This is a genomic window from Georgenia sp. X1117, assembly GCF_057784635.1.
Map to the genome: position 1 here is coordinate 2,822,901 of NZ_CM173492.1, position 16,692 is coordinate 2,839,592.

10 protein-coding genes are annotated in these 16,692 nt (G+C 75.7%); 7 read left to right on the forward strand and 3 right to left on the reverse strand.

Annotation, left to right across the window (positions count from 1 at the left end; translation table 11 throughout):
- Window positions 1-29: 29 nt before the first annotated feature.
- The 3 genes from AC3D3D_RS13025 to AC3D3D_RS13035 all read left to right on the forward strand — a co-directional run bounded on the left by AC3D3D_RS13025 (window position 30) and on the right by AC3D3D_RS13035 (window position 2,767).
- Complete coding sequence (locus tag AC3D3D_RS13025; RefSeq protein WP_463663319.1) at window positions 30-896, forward strand: PHP domain-containing protein; 867 nt, start codon at window positions 30-32, stop codon at window positions 894-896.
- Window positions 896-1,525: a MarC family protein gene (locus AC3D3D_RS13030; RefSeq protein ID WP_463663320.1), complete on the forward strand. Its 630-nt coding sequence runs from the start codon at window positions 896-898 to the stop codon at window positions 1,523-1,525. Before AC3D3D_RS13025 ends, AC3D3D_RS13030 begins: the two co-directional genes overlap by 1 nt.
- Window positions 1,526-1,618: 93 nt before the next feature.
- Window positions 1,619-2,767 carry an acyltransferase family protein gene (locus tag AC3D3D_RS13035; protein ID WP_488512114.1) on the forward strand — a complete coding sequence of 383 codons (1,149 nt, stop codon included), beginning with the start codon at window positions 1,619-1,621 and terminating at the stop codon, window positions 2,765-2,767.
- A 107-nt stretch (window positions 2,768-2,874) separates the two neighbouring features.
- On the opposite strand, the gene AC3D3D_RS13040 is transcribed toward AC3D3D_RS13035, so the two are convergent.
- Entirely contained in the window at window positions 2,875-4,512 is a 1,638-nt protein-coding gene (locus tag AC3D3D_RS13040; protein ID WP_463663322.1) for a DEAD/DEAH box helicase, read from the reverse strand.
- 255 nt (window positions 4,513-4,767) lie between these two features.
- Window positions 4,768-4,992 carry a DUF3107 domain-containing protein gene (locus AC3D3D_RS13045; RefSeq protein WP_463663323.1) on the reverse strand — a complete coding sequence of 75 codons (225 nt, stop codon included), beginning with the start codon at window positions 4,990-4,992 and terminating at the stop codon, window positions 4,768-4,770.
- A 114-nt stretch (window positions 4,993-5,106) separates the two neighbouring features.
- Here AC3D3D_RS13045 and AC3D3D_RS13050 point away from each other — a divergent pair, with 114 nt between their 5' ends.
- The 3 genes from AC3D3D_RS13050 to AC3D3D_RS13060 are packed head-to-tail and all read left to right on the forward strand — an operon-like array spanning window position 5,107 to window position 13,043.
- Window positions 5,107-6,006 (forward strand): DUF3152 domain-containing protein, encoded by a 900-nt coding sequence (locus tag AC3D3D_RS13050; RefSeq protein ID WP_463663324.1) that lies wholly within the window; start codon window positions 5,107-5,109, stop codon window positions 6,004-6,006.
- Window positions 6,007-6,063: 57 nt separating this feature from the next.
- The gene (locus AC3D3D_RS13055; RefSeq protein WP_463663325.1) at window positions 6,064-9,555 is read left to right on the forward strand and encodes a PD-(D/E)XK nuclease family protein; all 3,492 of its coding nucleotides are present in this window, start codon (window positions 6,064-6,066) and stop codon (window positions 9,553-9,555) included.
- Entirely contained in the window at window positions 9,552-13,043 is a 3,492-nt protein-coding gene (locus AC3D3D_RS13060; protein ID WP_463663326.1) for an ATP-dependent helicase, read from the forward strand. Before AC3D3D_RS13055 ends, AC3D3D_RS13060 begins: the two co-directional genes overlap by 4 nt.
- 18 nt (window positions 13,044-13,061) lie before the next feature.
- Here AC3D3D_RS13060 and AC3D3D_RS13065 read toward each other — a convergent pair whose 3' ends face one another.
- Entirely contained in the window at window positions 13,062-14,333 is a 1,272-nt protein-coding gene (locus AC3D3D_RS13065) for a phosphotransferase (protein ID WP_463663327.1), read from the reverse strand.
- A gap of 219 nt (window positions 14,334-14,552) precedes the next feature.
- Here AC3D3D_RS13065 and AC3D3D_RS13070 point away from each other — a divergent pair, with 219 nt between their 5' ends.
- Complete coding sequence (locus AC3D3D_RS13070; protein WP_463663328.1) at window positions 14,553-16,691, forward strand: heavy metal translocating P-type ATPase; 2,139 nt, start codon at window positions 14,553-14,555, stop codon at window positions 16,689-16,691.
- Window position 16,692: the final 1 nt, after the last annotated feature.

Below are 16,692 nucleotides of genomic sequence, written 5' to 3' on the forward strand. Positions count from 1 at the left end.
CCGCGGCGGCGCCCTCGTACACTCCCGGGGTGACGAGGACGCGCATCGACCCCCACACCCACTCCTCGGTGTCGGACGGGACCCAGACCCCCGGGGAGCTGGTGGCCGCCGCCGCGGCGGCCGGCATCGACGTGCTCGGCCTCACCGACCACGACACGACCGCCGGGTGGGCCGAGGCGGAGCGCGCAGCCGTCGGGCTCGGCGTCACGCTGCTGCGCGGCATGGAGATCTCCACCCAGTTCGAGGGCCGCTCGATCCACCTGCTCAGTTACCTGCACGACCCCGAGCACCCGGGACTGCTCGCCCGCACCGAACGGGCCCGCAGCTCGCGGCTCGACCGCGCCCGGATGATGGTCGAGCGCATCGCCGTCGACTTCCCGATCACCTGGGAGGACGTGCTGGCGCAGACCACCGACGGCGCCACGGTGGGCCGCCCGCACATCGCCGACGCGCTGGTCGCCGCCGGGCACGTGCCCGACCGGAACGCCGCCTTCGCCCCGGGCGGGCCGACGGCGAACCGGACGAAGTACTACGTCCCGCACTACGCGCCGGACGTGCGCGAGGCCGTCGAGCTGGTCCGCGCCGCCGGCGGGGTCCCGGTCATGGCCCACCCGTGGGCGGTGCGCGGCCGGCGGCTGCCCGCGGAGGCGATGACGGTGAGCATCGAGGCCGGCCTCCTCGGCCTCGAGGTCGACCACCTCGACCACGACGACGAGGCGGTGGCCGGCCTGCGCGCCCTGGCGGGTCGCCACGACCTCATCGTCACGGGCTCCTCCGACTACCACGGCACCGGCAAGACCAACCGGCTCGGCGACCGGCTCACCGCCCCGGACCAGCTCGAGCGCATCGTCGCCGCCGGCACGCTCCCCCTGGTCGGTGCGGGCGGTACGGGCTGATGGGCGACGTCGTCGACCTGGCGGTCCTGGTCTCCACGTTCGTCACGCTGTTCGTCATCATGGACCCGGTGGGCAACCTGCCCATCTTCCTGTCGCTGACCTCGACGATGACCGTCAGGGAGCGCCAGCGCGCCGCCCTCCAGGCGACCACGGTGTCCCTGGGGGTGATCGCGGCCTTCGCCGTCGGCGGGCCCTACATCCTGTCGTTCCTCGGCATCACCGTCCCCGCGCTCCAGCTCGCCGGTGGCCTGCTGCTGCTCCTGGTGGCGATGCAGCTGCTCTCCGGGGCGGCCGAGGAACCGGGCCCCTCGGGCTCGGGCGCCGCCGTCGCGCTCGTGCCCATGGGGACCCCGCTCATGGCCGGGCCCGGCGCGATCGTCGCCGCGATGCTCGCCGTCCAGCAGGCCGGCACGACGCCCGCGCTGGTGGGTGCGGCCACCGCCATCGTCGCGCTGCACGTCGTCATCTGGCTCTCGCTGCGGTTCTCCAGCATCCTGCACCGGGCCCTCGGCGTCTCGGGCACCACGCTGGTCACGCGGCTGTCGGGCATGCTGCTCGCCGCGATCGCGGTCCAACTCATGGCCACCGCCGTCTTCGCCTTCGTCGACGACTACCGGGGCGTCTCCTAGGGGACGACCCGCCGCGGGGGACGGGCCGGTCCGGGCGCCTCCCGGCACCACGCGTGTGTACCGTGGCCCGACGATCGCGACGTGGAGAGGTCGGTGCAGGTGGATCCAGCCGGGGACCGGAGCCGGACGCGTCCGGGCCGGACCCGGGTCGCGTGGATCGACGCCGCGCGCGGGTTCCTCGTCGTCCTCGTGGTGGTCGGGCACGCGATGTTCTTCATGGGCCGGGGCGGCATGCCGGTCACCGAGCTCGAGCCGGCGGTGCGGGTGGCGCAGGCGGTCCGCATCCCCGGGCTGTTCGCCCTGTCCGGCGCGCTGTTCCACCACGCCGCCACGCGGCCGTGGCGGACCGTGCTCGGCACCCGGATCGTGCCCATGCTGTGGGTGCTGGGCGTCTGGCTGCTCATCGAGCTGGCCGTGTGGAGCGCGCGATTCTCGACCGAGGTGGCGATGCCGGAGGGGCCGGCGCGGTGGGTGGTCGACCAGGCGCTGCTGCCCGAGGACTACCTGTGGTTCATCTGGTCGCTGGCGCTCATGACAGTGGTGGCTCGGCTGCTGCGCCGCTGGCCCGTCGTCCTCGGCGGCCTCGCGGTGGTGATGTGGCTCAGCCCGGTCCTGCCGGACCTGGGGAAGCAGACGGTCCCCATGTTTTCCTACGCCCCGTTCTTCCTCCTCGGCTTCCTGCTCGCCCCCGCCCTGCGCGCGAGGCCGCGGTGGATCGTCGTCGCGGGCACCCTGTCGGCGCTCGCCTTCATCCCGCTGGCCGTGGCGCGCAACGAGCTCGACGTCGTCCTCACCGACACCCGCGTGGACCTCGTGGTGACGGCGCTCGTGGGGCTGCCGGCTGTGGCGCTGCTCGGTCTCGGCCTGTCCCGCATGCCCGGGGGTGGGATCTGGAGCTGGTTCGGGCGCCGGACCCTGGCGATCTACGTGGCGCACATGCCGCTGCTCCTGCTGGGGATGGGGGTGCTCGAAGGGCCGGCGCGGCCGCTCGCGGAGGCGCACCCGGGGGTGACCCTCGTCGTCGTGCTCGTGTACGCCGTCGGGCTGTCCGTGCTGCTCCATGCCGTCACCGAGCGGCTGCCGTTCGACGGGATCCTGGCCGAACCGCGGTGGCTGCGCGCCCTCGTCCTCGGCCGGGACCGGACTGCGCCGCCGTCGCTCCCGAAGGAACCCGCCGACGACGACGCCGACGCCCGCTCGGAGTCCCGCGGACCCGACGGACGCCGGACACCGCCCGGCTGACGCGCCCCCTGCCCTGCGGGTGCGCCCCGGCATGACGAGGCGGGCGGCGCCCGGCCCGCGAGGTGCGGTACCGGGCGCCGCCCGCCCGTCGATGCTGCAGCGCCGGGTCAGTCCGTGGTGCCGGCGCTCTGCGTGCTCGTGCCGCCCTGGCCGGAGCCCGCGGAGCCGCCCGAGCCCGCGGACCCGCCGGTGCGGCGACGACGACGCCGACGACGCGGCCGGTCCGAGGTGCCCTCGCCCGCGGCGGAACCGGACTCCCCGGAGCGACGCCGACCGGCGTCGCGCCCGCCGCCGTCACGCCCACCCGAGCCGCGACCGCCGGAGCGCCGCGCGCTCTGGCGCGCGCCGGCGGACTTACCGGTCTCGCCCAGGTCCTCGACCTCCTCGGCCTCCAGGCCCGCGCGGGTGCGCGCCGAGCGCGGCAGCGTCCCGCCGGTGCCCTCGGGGATGTCGAGGTCGGTGTAGAGGTGCTCGGAGGTGTGGTACGTCTCCGGCGGCTCGGCCAGACCCAGCCCGAGCGCGTTGTTGACCACCGACCAGCGCGGGATGTCGTCCCAGTCGACGAAGGTCACCGCGGTGCCGGAGTTGCCCGCCCGGCCGGTGCGGCCGATGCGGTGGAGGTAGATCTTCTCGTCCTCGGGGCACTGGTAGTTGATGACGTGGGTGACGTCGTCGACGTCGATGCCGCGGGCGGCGACGTCGGTGGCGACGAGGACGTCGACCTTGCCGGTGCGGAACGCGCGCAGCGCCTGCTCACGGGCGCCCTGGCCGAGGTCGCCGTGGATGGCCGCGGCGGCGAACCCGCGGTCGGCGAGCTCGTCGGCGACCTTGGCCGCCGTGCGCTTGGTCCGCGTGAACACGATCGTCAGACCGCGCTCGCGGGCCTGGAGGATGCGCGTGAGCATCTCGACCTTGTTCATCGCGTGCGCCCGGTAGACCACCTGCCGGATGGCCTTGACGGTGGCCCCGGTGTCGTCCGGGTCCTGCGCGCGGATGTGCGTGGGCCGCGTCATGTACCGCCGGGCCAGGGACACGACCGCGCCGGGCATCGTGGCCGAGAACAGCATCGTGTGGCGGTTGGCGGGGGTGCGGGAGAGCAGGGTCTCGACGTCGGGCAGGAAGCCGAGGTCGAGCATCTCGTCGGCCTCGTCGAGGACGACCGTGCTCACGGCGTTGAGCCGCAGCACCTTCTGCTTGAGCAGGTCGATGAGCCGGCCCGGCGTGCCGACGACGACCTCGGCCCCCGCCTCGAGCGCGGCGATCTGCGGCTCGTAGGCGCGACCGCCGTAGACCTGGACGATGCGCACGGAGCGGCGCCGGGAGGCCGCGACGAGGTCCTCGGCGACCTGCTTGGCCAGCTCACGGGTGGGGACGACGACGAGGCCCTGCGGGGCGCCCGGGTCGAGCAGCGCGTCGTAGCCGTCCTCGCCGGGGGCGACCGTGTGCTGCAGCAGCGGGATGCCGAAGCCCAGCGTCTTGCCGGTACCCGTCTTGGCCTGGCCGATGATGTCGGCGCGCTTGAGGGCCACGGGCAGGGTGAGCGCCTGGATGGGGAAGGGGTGGGTGATCCCGACGTCGCGCAGCGCGCCGGCGATCGGCTCGACGACGCCGATGTCGGCGAAGGTCTGCTCGGCCGGGACGGCGGGCGTCTCGGCGTCGGTGATGTCGGGGACGGCCTGGTCGGTCTCGACGGGGGCGTGGGCGCCGGAGACGTCGACGACGCCGGAGGTTGCAGCGGTGGTCATGTGCCTTCTTCTCGATCGGTGGTGCGCCGGGTGGCGCGGGCAGCCGATCGCACACGGTGCGGCGCGCGGGGCGCGCGAGGATTCACGAAGAACAACGACCGGTCAGCCGGGACGGCTCGACGATACTCCGTACCTGCGTCCCCGGGCAGATGCGCGGGAGTGGGACGGGACTCAACGGCGCCGCGCGGGCGCGGCGCCGGGTGGTCCGGGCGTGCTCGGACCGGGATCGATCGGACCTGCTCGTGCCCGGTCGGATCAGGCCAGCCCGAAGCCGACGCGGCGGTCCTCCGCGGCGCCGATCTCGACGTGGCCGATCGCGGCGGCCGGGACGAGGAACCGCTTGCCCTTGGCGTCGGTGAGGTCGAGCGGGGTGTCGGAGGCGAAGGCCTCGCGCACGGCGGCGACGAAGGCCTCCTCGTCCTGCTCGATCTCGACGACGACGTCCCGCACGCTCGCCCGCATACCGATCGTGACCTGCATGGTTGCTCCTCCGTCCCGCCCGATGTGCCCGGGCGCAGTAGCCGCTGTGGCCGTGGCCTCCATCGTAAGCACGCTCACTGACAGGGGCGGGCACGGGTGCCAGAATGTCCGGCGATGCGTGCCCCCCGACGACTCACCGCCCTGGCCGGTGCCCTTGCCTGCGCGGGACTGCTGACGACTCCCTCTCTGGCGTCGCCGGTCGCCGCGCCGGATGCCGCGACGACCCTGCCCGCCGACGGCGAGGAGCTGCCCACCGGTGCCACCGACGGGGCGGACGGCTCCGTCGGGACGGGCGGCCTCCTCCTGCGCGCCCCCGGCGAGCAGCCCGCCACCTCCGGCGACCGGCCCGCGCCGAGCTCGGAGGACACCGAGGAGGACTCGCTGCTCTCCCTGGTCCGGATCGCCCCACCCGCCGACGAGCTGCCCGACGACGTCGACGCCGCCGCCTGGGCGGCCGGGATCCGCGGGGACCTGGCCGGCGCCGAGGGCTCGGGCTCGCTGCGCGTCGTCGAGGGCTCCGAGCCGGCGCCGCGCGAGGCGGAGCGGACCTACCGCGTCCGCGTCGAGGTCGAGCGCGGTCTCCCGATGGACCGCGAGGTCTTCGCCGACTACGTGATGGACACGCTCAACGACCCGCGCGGCTGGGGGCACGACGGCTCGGTCGCCTTCGAGCGGGTCGACGGCGAGGACGCGGACTTCGGCGTCGCGCTCGCCGACGGGCCGCTGAGCATCGAGCTGTGCGCCCCGCTCGACGTCGGTGGCATCTACTCCTGCGGCCGCAACGGACGGGCCGTGCTCAACGCCGACCGGTTCGCTGGGTCGATCGACGCCTTCCTCGAGGCCGGCGGCACGGTGCGGCAGTACCGCCAGTACCTCGTCAACCACGAGGTCGGTCACCTCATCGGGTACCAGCACGAGGACTGCCCGGCGCCGGGCGAGCCCGCCCCGGTCATGGTCCAGCAGTCCATGGGCCTGCAGGGCTGCCGCCCCAACGCCTGGGCCGCCCACGAGTAGTCGGGAGCAGATATCCCACGCCCGTGAGGTGTCGGTGCTGCGTGGTTGCATGGCCCCATGCCCCCCACGGTCCGACCTCGCCTGCGCCTGGACGAGCCCGCCGCCCCCACCACGGACCGGCTCGACGCCGGGGCCCGCGCCGTCCTCGACGAGGTCCTCGCCGCCGGCGCGCCGCACCTGCTGACGCTGGGCGCACCGGGCTCGGGCCGGACGACGCTCGCCGTCGAGGCCGTGGTGGCGGCCGCCCGGGCCGGTCGCCGGGTCGTGCTGCTCACGCCCGCCCGCACCGTCGCCTCCCGGCTGCGTGACCAGGTCGCCGGCCGGCTCGGTGCCCACGACGAGCGGGTGCGGGTCGCCACGCCCGCCGCCTTCGCCTTCGGCCTGCTGGGCCAGCACGCCGCGTACTGGGGCGGCCCGGCCCCCGCCCTGCTGTCGGGGCCGGAGGAGGACGGCATCCTCGCCGAGCTGCTCGCCGCCCACGCCGAGGGGGAGGTGGTCGGACCGGGCTGGCCGTCGACGGTCCCGGAGGCCGCCCTCGGGCTCGACGCCTTCCGGCACGAGCTGCGCGACATCCTCGCCCGCGCCGGCGAGCTCGCCCTCGAGCCCGAGGACCTGCAGCGGCTCGCCGCCGTGCACTCCCGTCCCGAGTGGGCCGCGGTCGCCGAGGTCCTCCAGCAGTACCGCGACAGCCTCGACGCCCAGGACGCCGGCGACGAGACCGCCCCGGGCACCGCCGGAGCACCCCGGCGTCGGCTCCGCCGCTTCGACTCCGCGCGGATCGTCGACGAGGCCGCCCTGGTCCTCAGTTCCTTCGCCGTCCCACCGTCGGGGGTGCGCGCCGAGCCCGGCGACCTGCCGGAGACCCCGACCTGGGACCTCGTCGTCGTCGACGACTACCAGGACGTCACCCGGTCCACCGCCCGCCTGCTGCGGGTGCTCGTGCGCGACGGCGCGCGCCTCCTCCTCCTCGGTGACCCGGACGTGGCCGTCCAGACCTTCCGCGGCGGCAGCCCCACGCTCGTCGCCGAGGCGGCGGCCGAGCCCGGCGCCGGCGGCTTCGGCGCGCAGGTGCGTCTGCTCGACGTCGTCCACCGCGGCACCCCCCGGCTGCGCGCGGCGGTGCAGGCCCTCGCCGAGCGGCTGCCCGCCGGTGGTGAGGGGCTGGCCCGGCGGCGGTCGCCGGTGGCCGCCCCCGACGACGCGTCCGGAGTCGGATCCGGCGTCGGATACGGCGCGGCCGCCGGCGCTGCCCGCGGTGCCACGCCCGGCCACGCGCCGGCCCGGCGGTCCGGCGTCGTCGTGGGCACCTTCCCCAGCCCGGCCGCGGAGGCGGACGAGATCGCCACCCTCGTGCGCCACACGCACCTCGTGGACGGGCTGGCCTACGGCGACTGCGCCGTGCTCGTGCGGACCTCCGGCCAGGCCGCCGCGCTGCGCTCCCTGCTCGGCGCCCGTCGGCTGCCCGTCTCCGCCGGACGCACCGGGCCGCTGCGCGAGGAGCCGGCGGTCCGGCCCCTGCTCGCCCTCGTGCGCGCTGCCGACGGGGGAGCGAGTGCCCCGCTCGTGCGCGACCTCCTGCTCTCTCCGGTCGGCCGGGCCGACGCGGTGGGGCTGCGCCGCCTCATGCGTGCCCTGCGGGTGGCGGCCGAGGCGGCCGGGCGTGGCACCGGGACCGACGAGGTCCTCCTCGACGCCCTCGAGGCGGTGCTGGCCGAGGGGCCGGCGGCCCTGCCCGCCGGTGTGCCGGGGGTGCTCACCGAGCCGTTGCTGCGCGTCGCGGACGTCCTGCGCGCCACGACGACGGCACTCGCCTCGGGTGAGGGCGCTCGGGGCGTGCTCTGGGCGGCCTGGGAGGCGACCGGCCTGGCCGAGCCCTGGCGTTCGCGCGCCGTGGACGGCGGGCCGGGGTCGGCGCGCGCACACGCCGACCTCGACGCCGTGCTCGCCCTGTTCTACGCGGCCGAGCGCTTCGAGGAGCGGGGGACGCCCGGCGGGGCGCCGGCCTTCGTGCGGCGCATCGAGTCCCAGCGGGTCGCCGAGGACACCCTGGCGGCGCGGTCCGGGCGGCGCGACGTCGTCGAGATCCTCACCGCCGCCCAGGCGGCGGGACAGGAGTGGCGCCTCGTCGTCGTCGCGGGCCTGCAGGACGAGGTCTGGCCCGACCTGCGGCGGCGCGACACGATCCTCGGCTCGCAGGCGCTCGTCGACGTCGTCACCGGTCGCGACGCGGGCACGGACCGCTGGGCCGACGCGCGCCGCGAGGTCCGCGACGACGAGCTGCGCCAGCTCGTGCTGGCCGTCTCGCGCGCCACCGAGCGTCTGCACGTGACCGCGGTGGAGAACGAGGACACCCGGCCCTCCCTGTTCCACACGCTCATGGCGGCCGACGTCGAGACTGCCGACACCGACGGCGCGTCCGCACCCGACGGCCTCCCCGCCCGGAGCTCGGGCGGGACCTCGGCCCGAGGTGCCGGTGGGACCTCCGCCGGCGCCGCGGGCGTCCTCGCCGACGCCGACCAGCTCCTCGCCCGCGACCTGCGCGGCCTGGTGGCCGAGCTCAGGCGTCGCCTCGCCGATACCCCCGACGACGCCGATGCCGCCCGCGTGCTCGCGCACCTCGCCGCCGAGCAGGTACCCGGCGCCGACCCGGCGCACTGGCCGCTCGCCCTGCCCACCACCACGCTGACGCCCCTGCGCGCCGGGGACGGGCCGGTCGCGGTCAGCCCGTCGGCCGTCGAGTCGGTGACCGAGTGCGGGCTGCGCTGGGCGCTGACCCGGTTCGGGGGCAACGGGGCGGACTCCGGTTCGCAGGCGCTCGGCACCCTCGTCCACGCCATCGCCGAGGAGCACCCGCACGGCACCGCCGAGGAGCTCAGGGCAGCGCTGGACGCACGGATTGACGAGCTCGACCTGGGCGAGGGTTTCGCGGCCGACCTCGAGCGGGACAAGGCGGTCAGGCTCGTCGAGAAGCTCGCCGCCTACGTCGCGGGGGGACCGGAGGTCGACGTCGAGGAGAAGGTCGACATCGTCGTCGGGGACGCCCACGTCCGGGGCCGGATCGACCGGCTCGAGCACCAGAGCGACGGCTCGGTCCTCGTCGTCGACCTCAAGACCGGCAAGGGGGGCGACGTGTCGGTGGAGGACGCAGCGCAGCACCCCCAGCTCGGCGTGTACCAGGTCGCCCTCGCCGCCCGGCACGAGGCGGGGGAGGGGCCGGCTCCCGCGGGCGCCCGGCTCGTCTTCCTCGGGGCCGACACCGTGAAGGTCAGGACACGGGACCAGGCACCGATGGAACCGGGTGACCAGGGCTGGGCGCACGAGCTCCTCCGGGACGCGGTCACCGAGATGTCGGGCCCGCGGGTCACCGTCCGCACCAACGCGATGTGCCAGTTCTGCCCGGTCCGCACCTCCTGCCCGGTGCAGTCGGACGGGCGACGGATCGGCGACGCCGGATCAGCGCCGGCGGACACGATCCCCACCGCCCCGAACCACACAGAGCCGACCCCCGCGAACCCGAGCCCCACCGACCCGACCGAGGAGCAGCCGTGAGCGCCGCCGTGCCACCGGACCACCGCGCGGACCCCGCACCGGACCGCCGCCCGGTCACCCCGCAGGACACCGCCCGCCTGCTCGGGAGCCACGAACCGACCGAGGACCAGGCCGGCGTCATGGCGCACCCCCTGGCGCCCCAGCTCGTCGTCGCGGGCGCCGGCTCGGGCAAGACCGAGACGATGTCCCTGCGCGTGGTCCACCTCGTCCACGCCGGGCGCGTGCGCCCCGACCAGGTCCTCGGCCTCACCTTCACCCGCAAGGCCGCCGGCGAGCTGGGCGAGCGGCTGCGCAAGCGCCTCGACACGTTGCGCCGCGCGCTCGGCCACGGACGCGCCACCCCCCGCGACGAGCTCGAGGCCGCCTGGCCCGAGGTGAGCACCTACGACTCCTTCGCCCAGTCGATCTACAAGGACCACGCCCTGCGCCTGGGCCTGGACCCGGCCGCCCGCCTCATCACCGACGCCGAGACCTACGAGATCGCCCACCGGGTCGTCGCCGGCTGGCCGGGTGAGCTGCCCCGGCTCGCCGACTCGGCGCTCTCGACGATCGTCGACGCCGTCCTCGACCTCGACGCCGCCTCGACCTCGCTGCTCGCCGAGGGCGTCGGCACGGACGGGCTGCGCCACGAGCTGTCGGCGACGGCCTCGACCATCATGGACGCCGAGCTCGTGGGGCGGAAGAAGGGCCCCTCGCCCGATGCGAAGGACATCGCGGCGCGCCACGAGGCCCGGATCGAGCTCCTCGACCTCGTCGAGGCCGTGCGCGCCGAACGACGCGCGAGCGGCGTCGCCACCTTCGCCGACATCGCCGATGCCGCCCGGCAGATCGTCACCACCTTTCCCGACGTTCGCGAGGAGCTGCGCGCCCGCTTCCGCCTCGTCCTGCTCGACGAGTACCAGGACACCTCGGTCGCCCAGACCGACCTGCTCGCCGCGGCCTTCGGCGACGGCTGGGCGGTGACCGCCGTCGGGGACCCGCACCAGTCGATCTACGGCTGGCGCGGCGCCTCGGCCGCGGCGCTCGAGGAGTTCCCCGTCCGGTTCGGCGGCGACCAGCCCGCCCTGCAGCGGGACCTCTCGATCTCCTGGCGCAACGACACCGCGATCCTCGACGTCGCCAACGCCGTCGCCGAGCCGCTCCGCCGGGGCTCGGCCCTCGACCTGCCCACGCTGGACGCACGGCCCGGTGCCGGCCCGGGCTCGGTGCGGGCGGCCTGGTACGCGACTGACGGCGAGGAGGCCGACGCGCTGGCGGTCCTCCTGCGCGAGCGCTGGCTCGAACCCTTCCGCGCGGCCGAGGCCGTGGAGCCCGGAACCGGCGGGACCGCTGCCGTGCTCACCCGCACCAACGCGCCGCTCGAGGTCCTCGCGGAGGCGCTGCGCCGCCACGGCGTGCCCTGCCAGGTCGTCGGGGCCGGTGGCCTCCTCCTGCGCCCCGAGATCCTCGACCTGCGCGCGGCCCTCGAGGTCGCCGTCGACCCCGCCCGGGGGGACCGCCTGGCCCGCCTGGTCACCGGCCTCGGACTCGGCCTGGCCGACCTGCGGACCCTGTGGGGCTGGGCGGGGGAGATCGCCCGGGCCGGCCTGCGTCTCGGCACCGCCGACGCCGCGGCGACCGGTGCCAGGGGCACCGACCTCGTTGACGACCCCGAGGAGTCGGCGATCGACCCGCGTCAGGAGCAGGCGCTCGCCGAGGCGATCGACCACCTGCCGCGCGAGGACTGGACGGTGCAGGGCCACGCACTGACCGATGGAGCCCGGCAGCGGCTCGAACGCCTTGCCCGGGCACTGCGGCGGATCCGCTCGGCCGCCCACCTGCCGGTGCCCGACGCCGTCGGGGTAGGGGTCGAGGCTCTCGACATCGACCTCGAGGTCGTTGCCGCCTCGACCGAGGAGCCGGCCGTCGCGCGCGCCGGGATCGACGAGATCCTCCGCCTGGCCTCGAGCTACGCGGCCGGCGTCGAGGGGGCGACCCTCGCCGGGTTCCTCGCCCACCTCGACCGCGCCGAGGAGAAGGAGCGCGGGCTGGCCGACGCCACGACCCCGGGCACCCAGGGCGAGGTCGACCCGCTCCACGGGGTCGTCCAGCTGCTGACCATGCACCGGGCCAAGGGCCTGGAGTGGGACGTCGTGGCGATCCCCGGCCTCAGCCTGGGGACCATGCCCGCGGTCGAGGTGCCGAGGAACCTGACCGACCCGGCGGACTTCCGGCCGAAGGAGTCGGCCTGGCTCAAGAAGCTCGGCGCCGTCCCGGCGAGCGTGCGCGGCGACGCCGACCGGCTCCCGCAGCTCGACCTCAGCGAGGCGGTCGACGTCACGGCCGTCGACGAGGCGATCGCGCGATTCCGCGCCGAGGCCGGTGTGCACGCCGTCGCCGAGGAACGACGACTGGCCTACGTGGCCGTCACCCGTGCGCGCTCCGAGCTCCTGCTCACGTGGCACTCCTACCGTGAGGAGACGAAGACGGCGCGGTTCCGCTCCCCGTTCCTCGACGAGGCCCTCGACACCGGTGCGGTCGAACCCCTGCCCGGCCGGGTGCTTGACCGACCCGACGACGCGCCGGAGGAGAACCCGCAGGTCGGACGCGTCCGGCAGAGCGTCTGGCCGCCGGCGGACGGCGCCGAGGGCCCGGCGGTGCGTCGGACGCAGGCGGCCGCCCGCGCGGTGGCGGCCGCGGCGCAGGCCGGCCCGCACCTGGACCTCTCGCCCGGGGCCTCGCCGTGGGACCGGTCGGCGTCGATGCTGCTCGCCGAGCGCGACGAGCTCGCCGCCCGTCTCGGCGAGGTGCCCCTCGGGGAGCACCTGGCGGCCACCGGCCTGGTCGCGCTGGCGGAGAACCCCGGGCGGTTCGCCCTCGAGCGGCTGCGGCCCGTGCCCCGCCCGCCGGCGCGCGCCGCCGAGCTGGGCAACCGGTTCCACGAGTGGGTCGAGCACCGCTTCGAGGCGCAGGTCCTGTCCGGCCTGGACACCTCCGCGGACGACGACGGGCTGCTCCTGCCCGATCCCGAGGCCGTCGAGGGGCTCGAGGGGCTCGAGGGCGAGAGCGCGGATCGGCTGGACGACGCCGCACGGTCCGACGACGCTCGCCTGCGCGAGATGCAGGACGCCTTCGAGGCCTCGGAGTGGGGGAGCCGGCGCCCGACGGCCGTCGAGGCGCCGGTCGAGGTGCGGGTGGGGCCGCTCGTGCTCCGCTCGCGGATCGACGCCGTCTACACAGATGCCGACGGCACTGTCGAGATCGTCGACTGGAAGACGGGGCGGATCCCCTCGGCCGCGGAGCTGCCCGCCAAGCTGCTCCAGCTCGACATCAACCGGCTGGCCTGGTCACGGGCCAAGGGGGTCCCGGTCGAGCGGGTCCGGGCCTACCTGTACTACGTGGCCCACGCGCATACGGTGCCCGCCCGGACCGACGACGAGGACACCGTCGAGGCGCGCATCCTCGCCGCCATCGGCCGCGGCGTCGCGGGTGGCGAGACCAGCGCCTGAGCCCCGGGGCCGCCGTCGTCAGAACTCGCGGCCCTCGCGGCGCCACTGCTCGTACTCCTCGGAGAGGTCGGCGGTGGCGGCGGTGGGCTGCGGGGTGCCCGCGGCCTCGCCGGGGTGCACGTCGAAGGCCGGCCACGCCTCCTCGTCGAGATCGGCCGCCGGCGCAGCGGCATCGGTGTCGGTATCGCTGTCGGCGTCTGTGTCGGCGTCGGGTGCGTCCGGCTCGCGCGGACCGACATCGGCCGCGCTGAGATCCTCCGCGCCGTCCCAGTCGTCCTCGCCGAGGATCGCGTCGGTGGTCTCGTCGTCGCCCGCATGCTCGAGCGGCGGTGCGGACTCGGCGAGCATCGCCCGCACCTCCGAACCGATGGGGGGCGCGTGGGCGACGTCGACGGCGAGCTCGCCGAGCATCGCCCGCGCGTCGGAGACCACCGAGGTGTCCTGGGAACGCCGGCCGAACAGCAGCCAGCGCACGAGCAGCAGCTCGGAGGCCAGCTGGGCGCGGTCGAGCAGGAACGGGTCTGCCGGGGTGTCGATCTCCTGCTCGTAGGTGGCCTGGACGAGGTCGACGGTCTCCGGCTCGACCGAGGAGACGAGCCAGGCGAAGTCCTCCGCCGGGTCGCCCACGTGCGCGTCGCCGAAGTGCGTGAGCGCGGCGACCTGGGCGCCGCTGACGCGGACGAGCTCGGCGTCGAGATCCCCGTGCACCACCGCCGCGGCGGCCGGCCACAGGTCGTCGGACTCCAGGGCGGACTCCCAGCGGTTGACCAGCTCGGGCGGCACGTCGCCGGTGCGGGCGGCCTCGTCGACCTCGGTCAGGCGGCGCCGACGGTAGGTGGCGATGTCGTACACGGGCAGTCCGACGGCGCCGACGATGTCGGTCTCGAGGGTGTGCAGTGCGGCCAGCGAGCGGCCCAGGTGCTGGGCGAGCTCGGGGCTCTCGTCGACGTCGCGCGGGTCGAGCGGGCGCCCGGGGAGCTCGCGGGCGACCATCGCGCGGCCGCCCTCGGGCAGCTGGGTGAACCCGGCGGGCCGCTCGACGTCGAAGGGAAGGAGGCGGTGGTCGACCAGGTCGGCGAACCGCTCGAGGAGGGCGACCTCGCCCTCGAGCGAGGCCCCCGCGGCCGCGGTGCGCGGCGTCCGGACCACCCAGTGACGCCCGCGGGCGTCGAGCACGCCGACGGTCTGGAAGTCGGTGGTGGTGCGGACCGGGGGTCGGGTGGCCACGACGTCGAGACCTGGCACGGCCAGGGTCGCGAGCGCGGCCAGCGCGATGGGCGAGCGTGTCACCCGCCCACGGTAGGCGTTGCGCCCCGTGCCGGGTGGGTGGGCACGCCGCCGAGGACCGGGTGGGCCGGGTCTCCCGGTGTCTGGCCCGCGCCCACGACCGCCGGGCGGGGGAGCGGCCCGGCTCAGGGGCGGGTGCGCCGTCGGACCGTTGCCGGGCGTCGGCAAGCGGGTCATCGACGGGCCCTGGATATATACCCCAGGGGGGTATATGGTGAGGGTATGACGGAGCACGACCAGCACACGCACGAGCACGAGAGGCACGACGAGCACGCGGGGCATGCCGGTGACGAGCACGCCGGCCATGCCGGCCACGCAGAGCATGGCGGCCACGCGGGGCACGCCGGACATGGCGGGCACGCCGGGCATGCCGGCCACGGTGACCACGTCGCCCAGTTCCGGCGCCTCTTCTGGATCGTGCTCGTCCTCGCGATCCCCACGGTCGCACTCGACCCGATGTTCGCCGACCTCCTGGGCTATCCGCTCCCGGACGCGCCCTGGCTGGGCTGGGTCGCCCCCGTGCTCGGCACCGTCATCTACGTGTGGGGTGGCCGCCCCTTCCTCGCGGGCGGCGTCGACGAGCTCCGGGCACGCAGGCCCGGGATGATGCTGCTCATCGCGATGGCGATCACGGTCGCCTTCGTCGCCTCGTGGGGTGCCCGCCTCGGTCTGCTCCCGGGGGAGCTGACCTTCTGGTGGGAGCTCGCGCTCCTCGTGGTCATCATGCTGCTCGGGCACTGGGTCGAGATGGCCTCGCTCGCGAGCACGTCCTCCGCGCTCGACTCCCTCGCCGCGCTGCTGCCCGACGAGGCGGAGAAGGTCGACGGCGACGACGTGGTGCGGGTGGCACCGGCCGACCTCGTCGTCGGGGACGTCGTCCTCGTCCGCCCCGGTGCGACCGTGCCCGCCGACGGCCGCATCCTCGACGGCGGCGCCAGCATGGACGAGTCGCTCGTCACGGGCGAGTCCGCCGCGGTCCTGCGCGAGACGGGCGACCGGGTGGTCGCGGGCACCGTCGCCACGGACTCCGGGCTGCGCGTCGAGGTCACCGCGACCGGCGACGAGACGGCGCTCGCGGGTATCCGCGCCCTCGTCGAGCAGGCGCAGAGCTCGTCGTCGCGGGCCCAGCGCCTCGCCGACCGCGCCGCCGGGTGGCTGTTCTGGTTCGCGCTCGGTGCCGCGGTGCTCACCGCGATCGCGTGGCTCGCGCTCGGCACGCCGAGCGACGCCGTCGTCCGCGTCATCACCGTCCTCGTCATCGCCTGCCCGCACGCGCTCGGGCTCGCGATCCCCCTCGTCGTGTCGATCGCGACCGAGCGCGCCGCCCGCGGGGGAGTTCTCGTCAAGGACCGGCTCGCGCTCGAGCAGATGCGCGCGGTCGACGTCGTGCTGTTCGACAAGACCGGCACCCTCACGCGCGGCGAGCCCGTCGTCACGGCGCTCGAGCCCGGTCCCGGCCGGACCGAGGAGGACGTGCTGCGCCTCGCCGCTGCGGCCGAGGCCGACAGCGAGCACCCGCTCGCCCGCGCGATCGTCGCCGCCGCGGCCGACCGCGGGATCGACGTCCCGCCAGCCACCGGTTTCAGCGCCTCACCGGCCGTCGGCGTGAGCGCCGACGTCGACGGCGCCCGCGTGTCCGTGGGCGGGCCGTACCTGCTTGCCGAGCGCGGTGCCGAGCCGATGGCGGCCACCGAGCCCTGGGTGGCCGACGGCGGGACGGTGCTCCACGTCCTGCTCGGCGACGAGGTGGTCGGGGCGCTCCGGCTCGACGACGGCGTCCGGCCGGAGTCCCGGGAGGCCGTCGACGCCCTGCACTCCCTCGACGTCAAGGTCGCGATGGTCACCGGCGACGCCCGGCCCGTCGCCGAGTCGGTCGCCGCCGAGCTCGGGATCGACCGGGTCTTCGCGGGCGTGCGACCGGAGGACAAGGAGGCTGAGGTCGCCTCGCTGCAGGGCGAGGGACGCACGGTCGCGATGGTCGGCGACGGCGTCAACGACGCCCCGGCGCTGGCCCGCGCCGACGTCGGCATCGCCATCGGCGCCGGGACCGACGTCGCCATCGGCTCGGCCGGCGTCGTGCTCGCGAGCTCGGACCCGCGCTCGGTCCTCTCCGTCGTCGAGCTCTCGCGGGCGGGCTACCGCAAGATGCGGCAGAACCTGTGGTGGGCGGCCGGCTACAACCTGCTCGCGGTCCCCCTCGCGGCCGGGATGCTCGCGCCGGTCGGGTTCGTGCTGCCGATGTCGGTGGGCGCGATCCTCATGTCGCTCTCGACGGTCGTCGTCGCGCTCAACGCGCAGACGCTGCGGCGCCTCGACCTCAGCCCCGGGGCGAGCGCGCGGGCGGTGCTCGACAGGGCCTGAG

Coding starts and splice junctions, on each gene's coding strand:
- AC3D3D_RS13030 (WP_463663320.1), top strand. CDS start 896: ATGGGCGACGTCGTCGACCTGGCGGTCCTGGTCTCCACGTTCGTCACG.
- AC3D3D_RS13040 (WP_463663322.1), bottom strand. CDS start 4,512: ATGACCACCGCTGCAACCTCCGGCGTCGTCGACGTCTCCGGCGCCCAC.
- AC3D3D_RS13045 (WP_463663323.1), bottom strand. CDS start 4,992: ATGCAGGTCACGATCGGTATGCGGGCGAGCGTGCGGGACGTCGTCGTC.
- AC3D3D_RS13050 (WP_463663324.1), top strand. CDS start 5,107: ATGCGTGCCCCCCGACGACTCACCGCCCTGGCCGGTGCCCTTGCCTGC.
- AC3D3D_RS13055 (WP_463663325.1), top strand. CDS start 6,064: ATGCCCCCCACGGTCCGACCTCGCCTGCGCCTGGACGAGCCCGCCGCC.
- AC3D3D_RS13070 (WP_463663328.1), top strand. CDS start 14,553: ATGACGGAGCACGACCAGCACACGCACGAGCACGAGAGGCACGACGAG.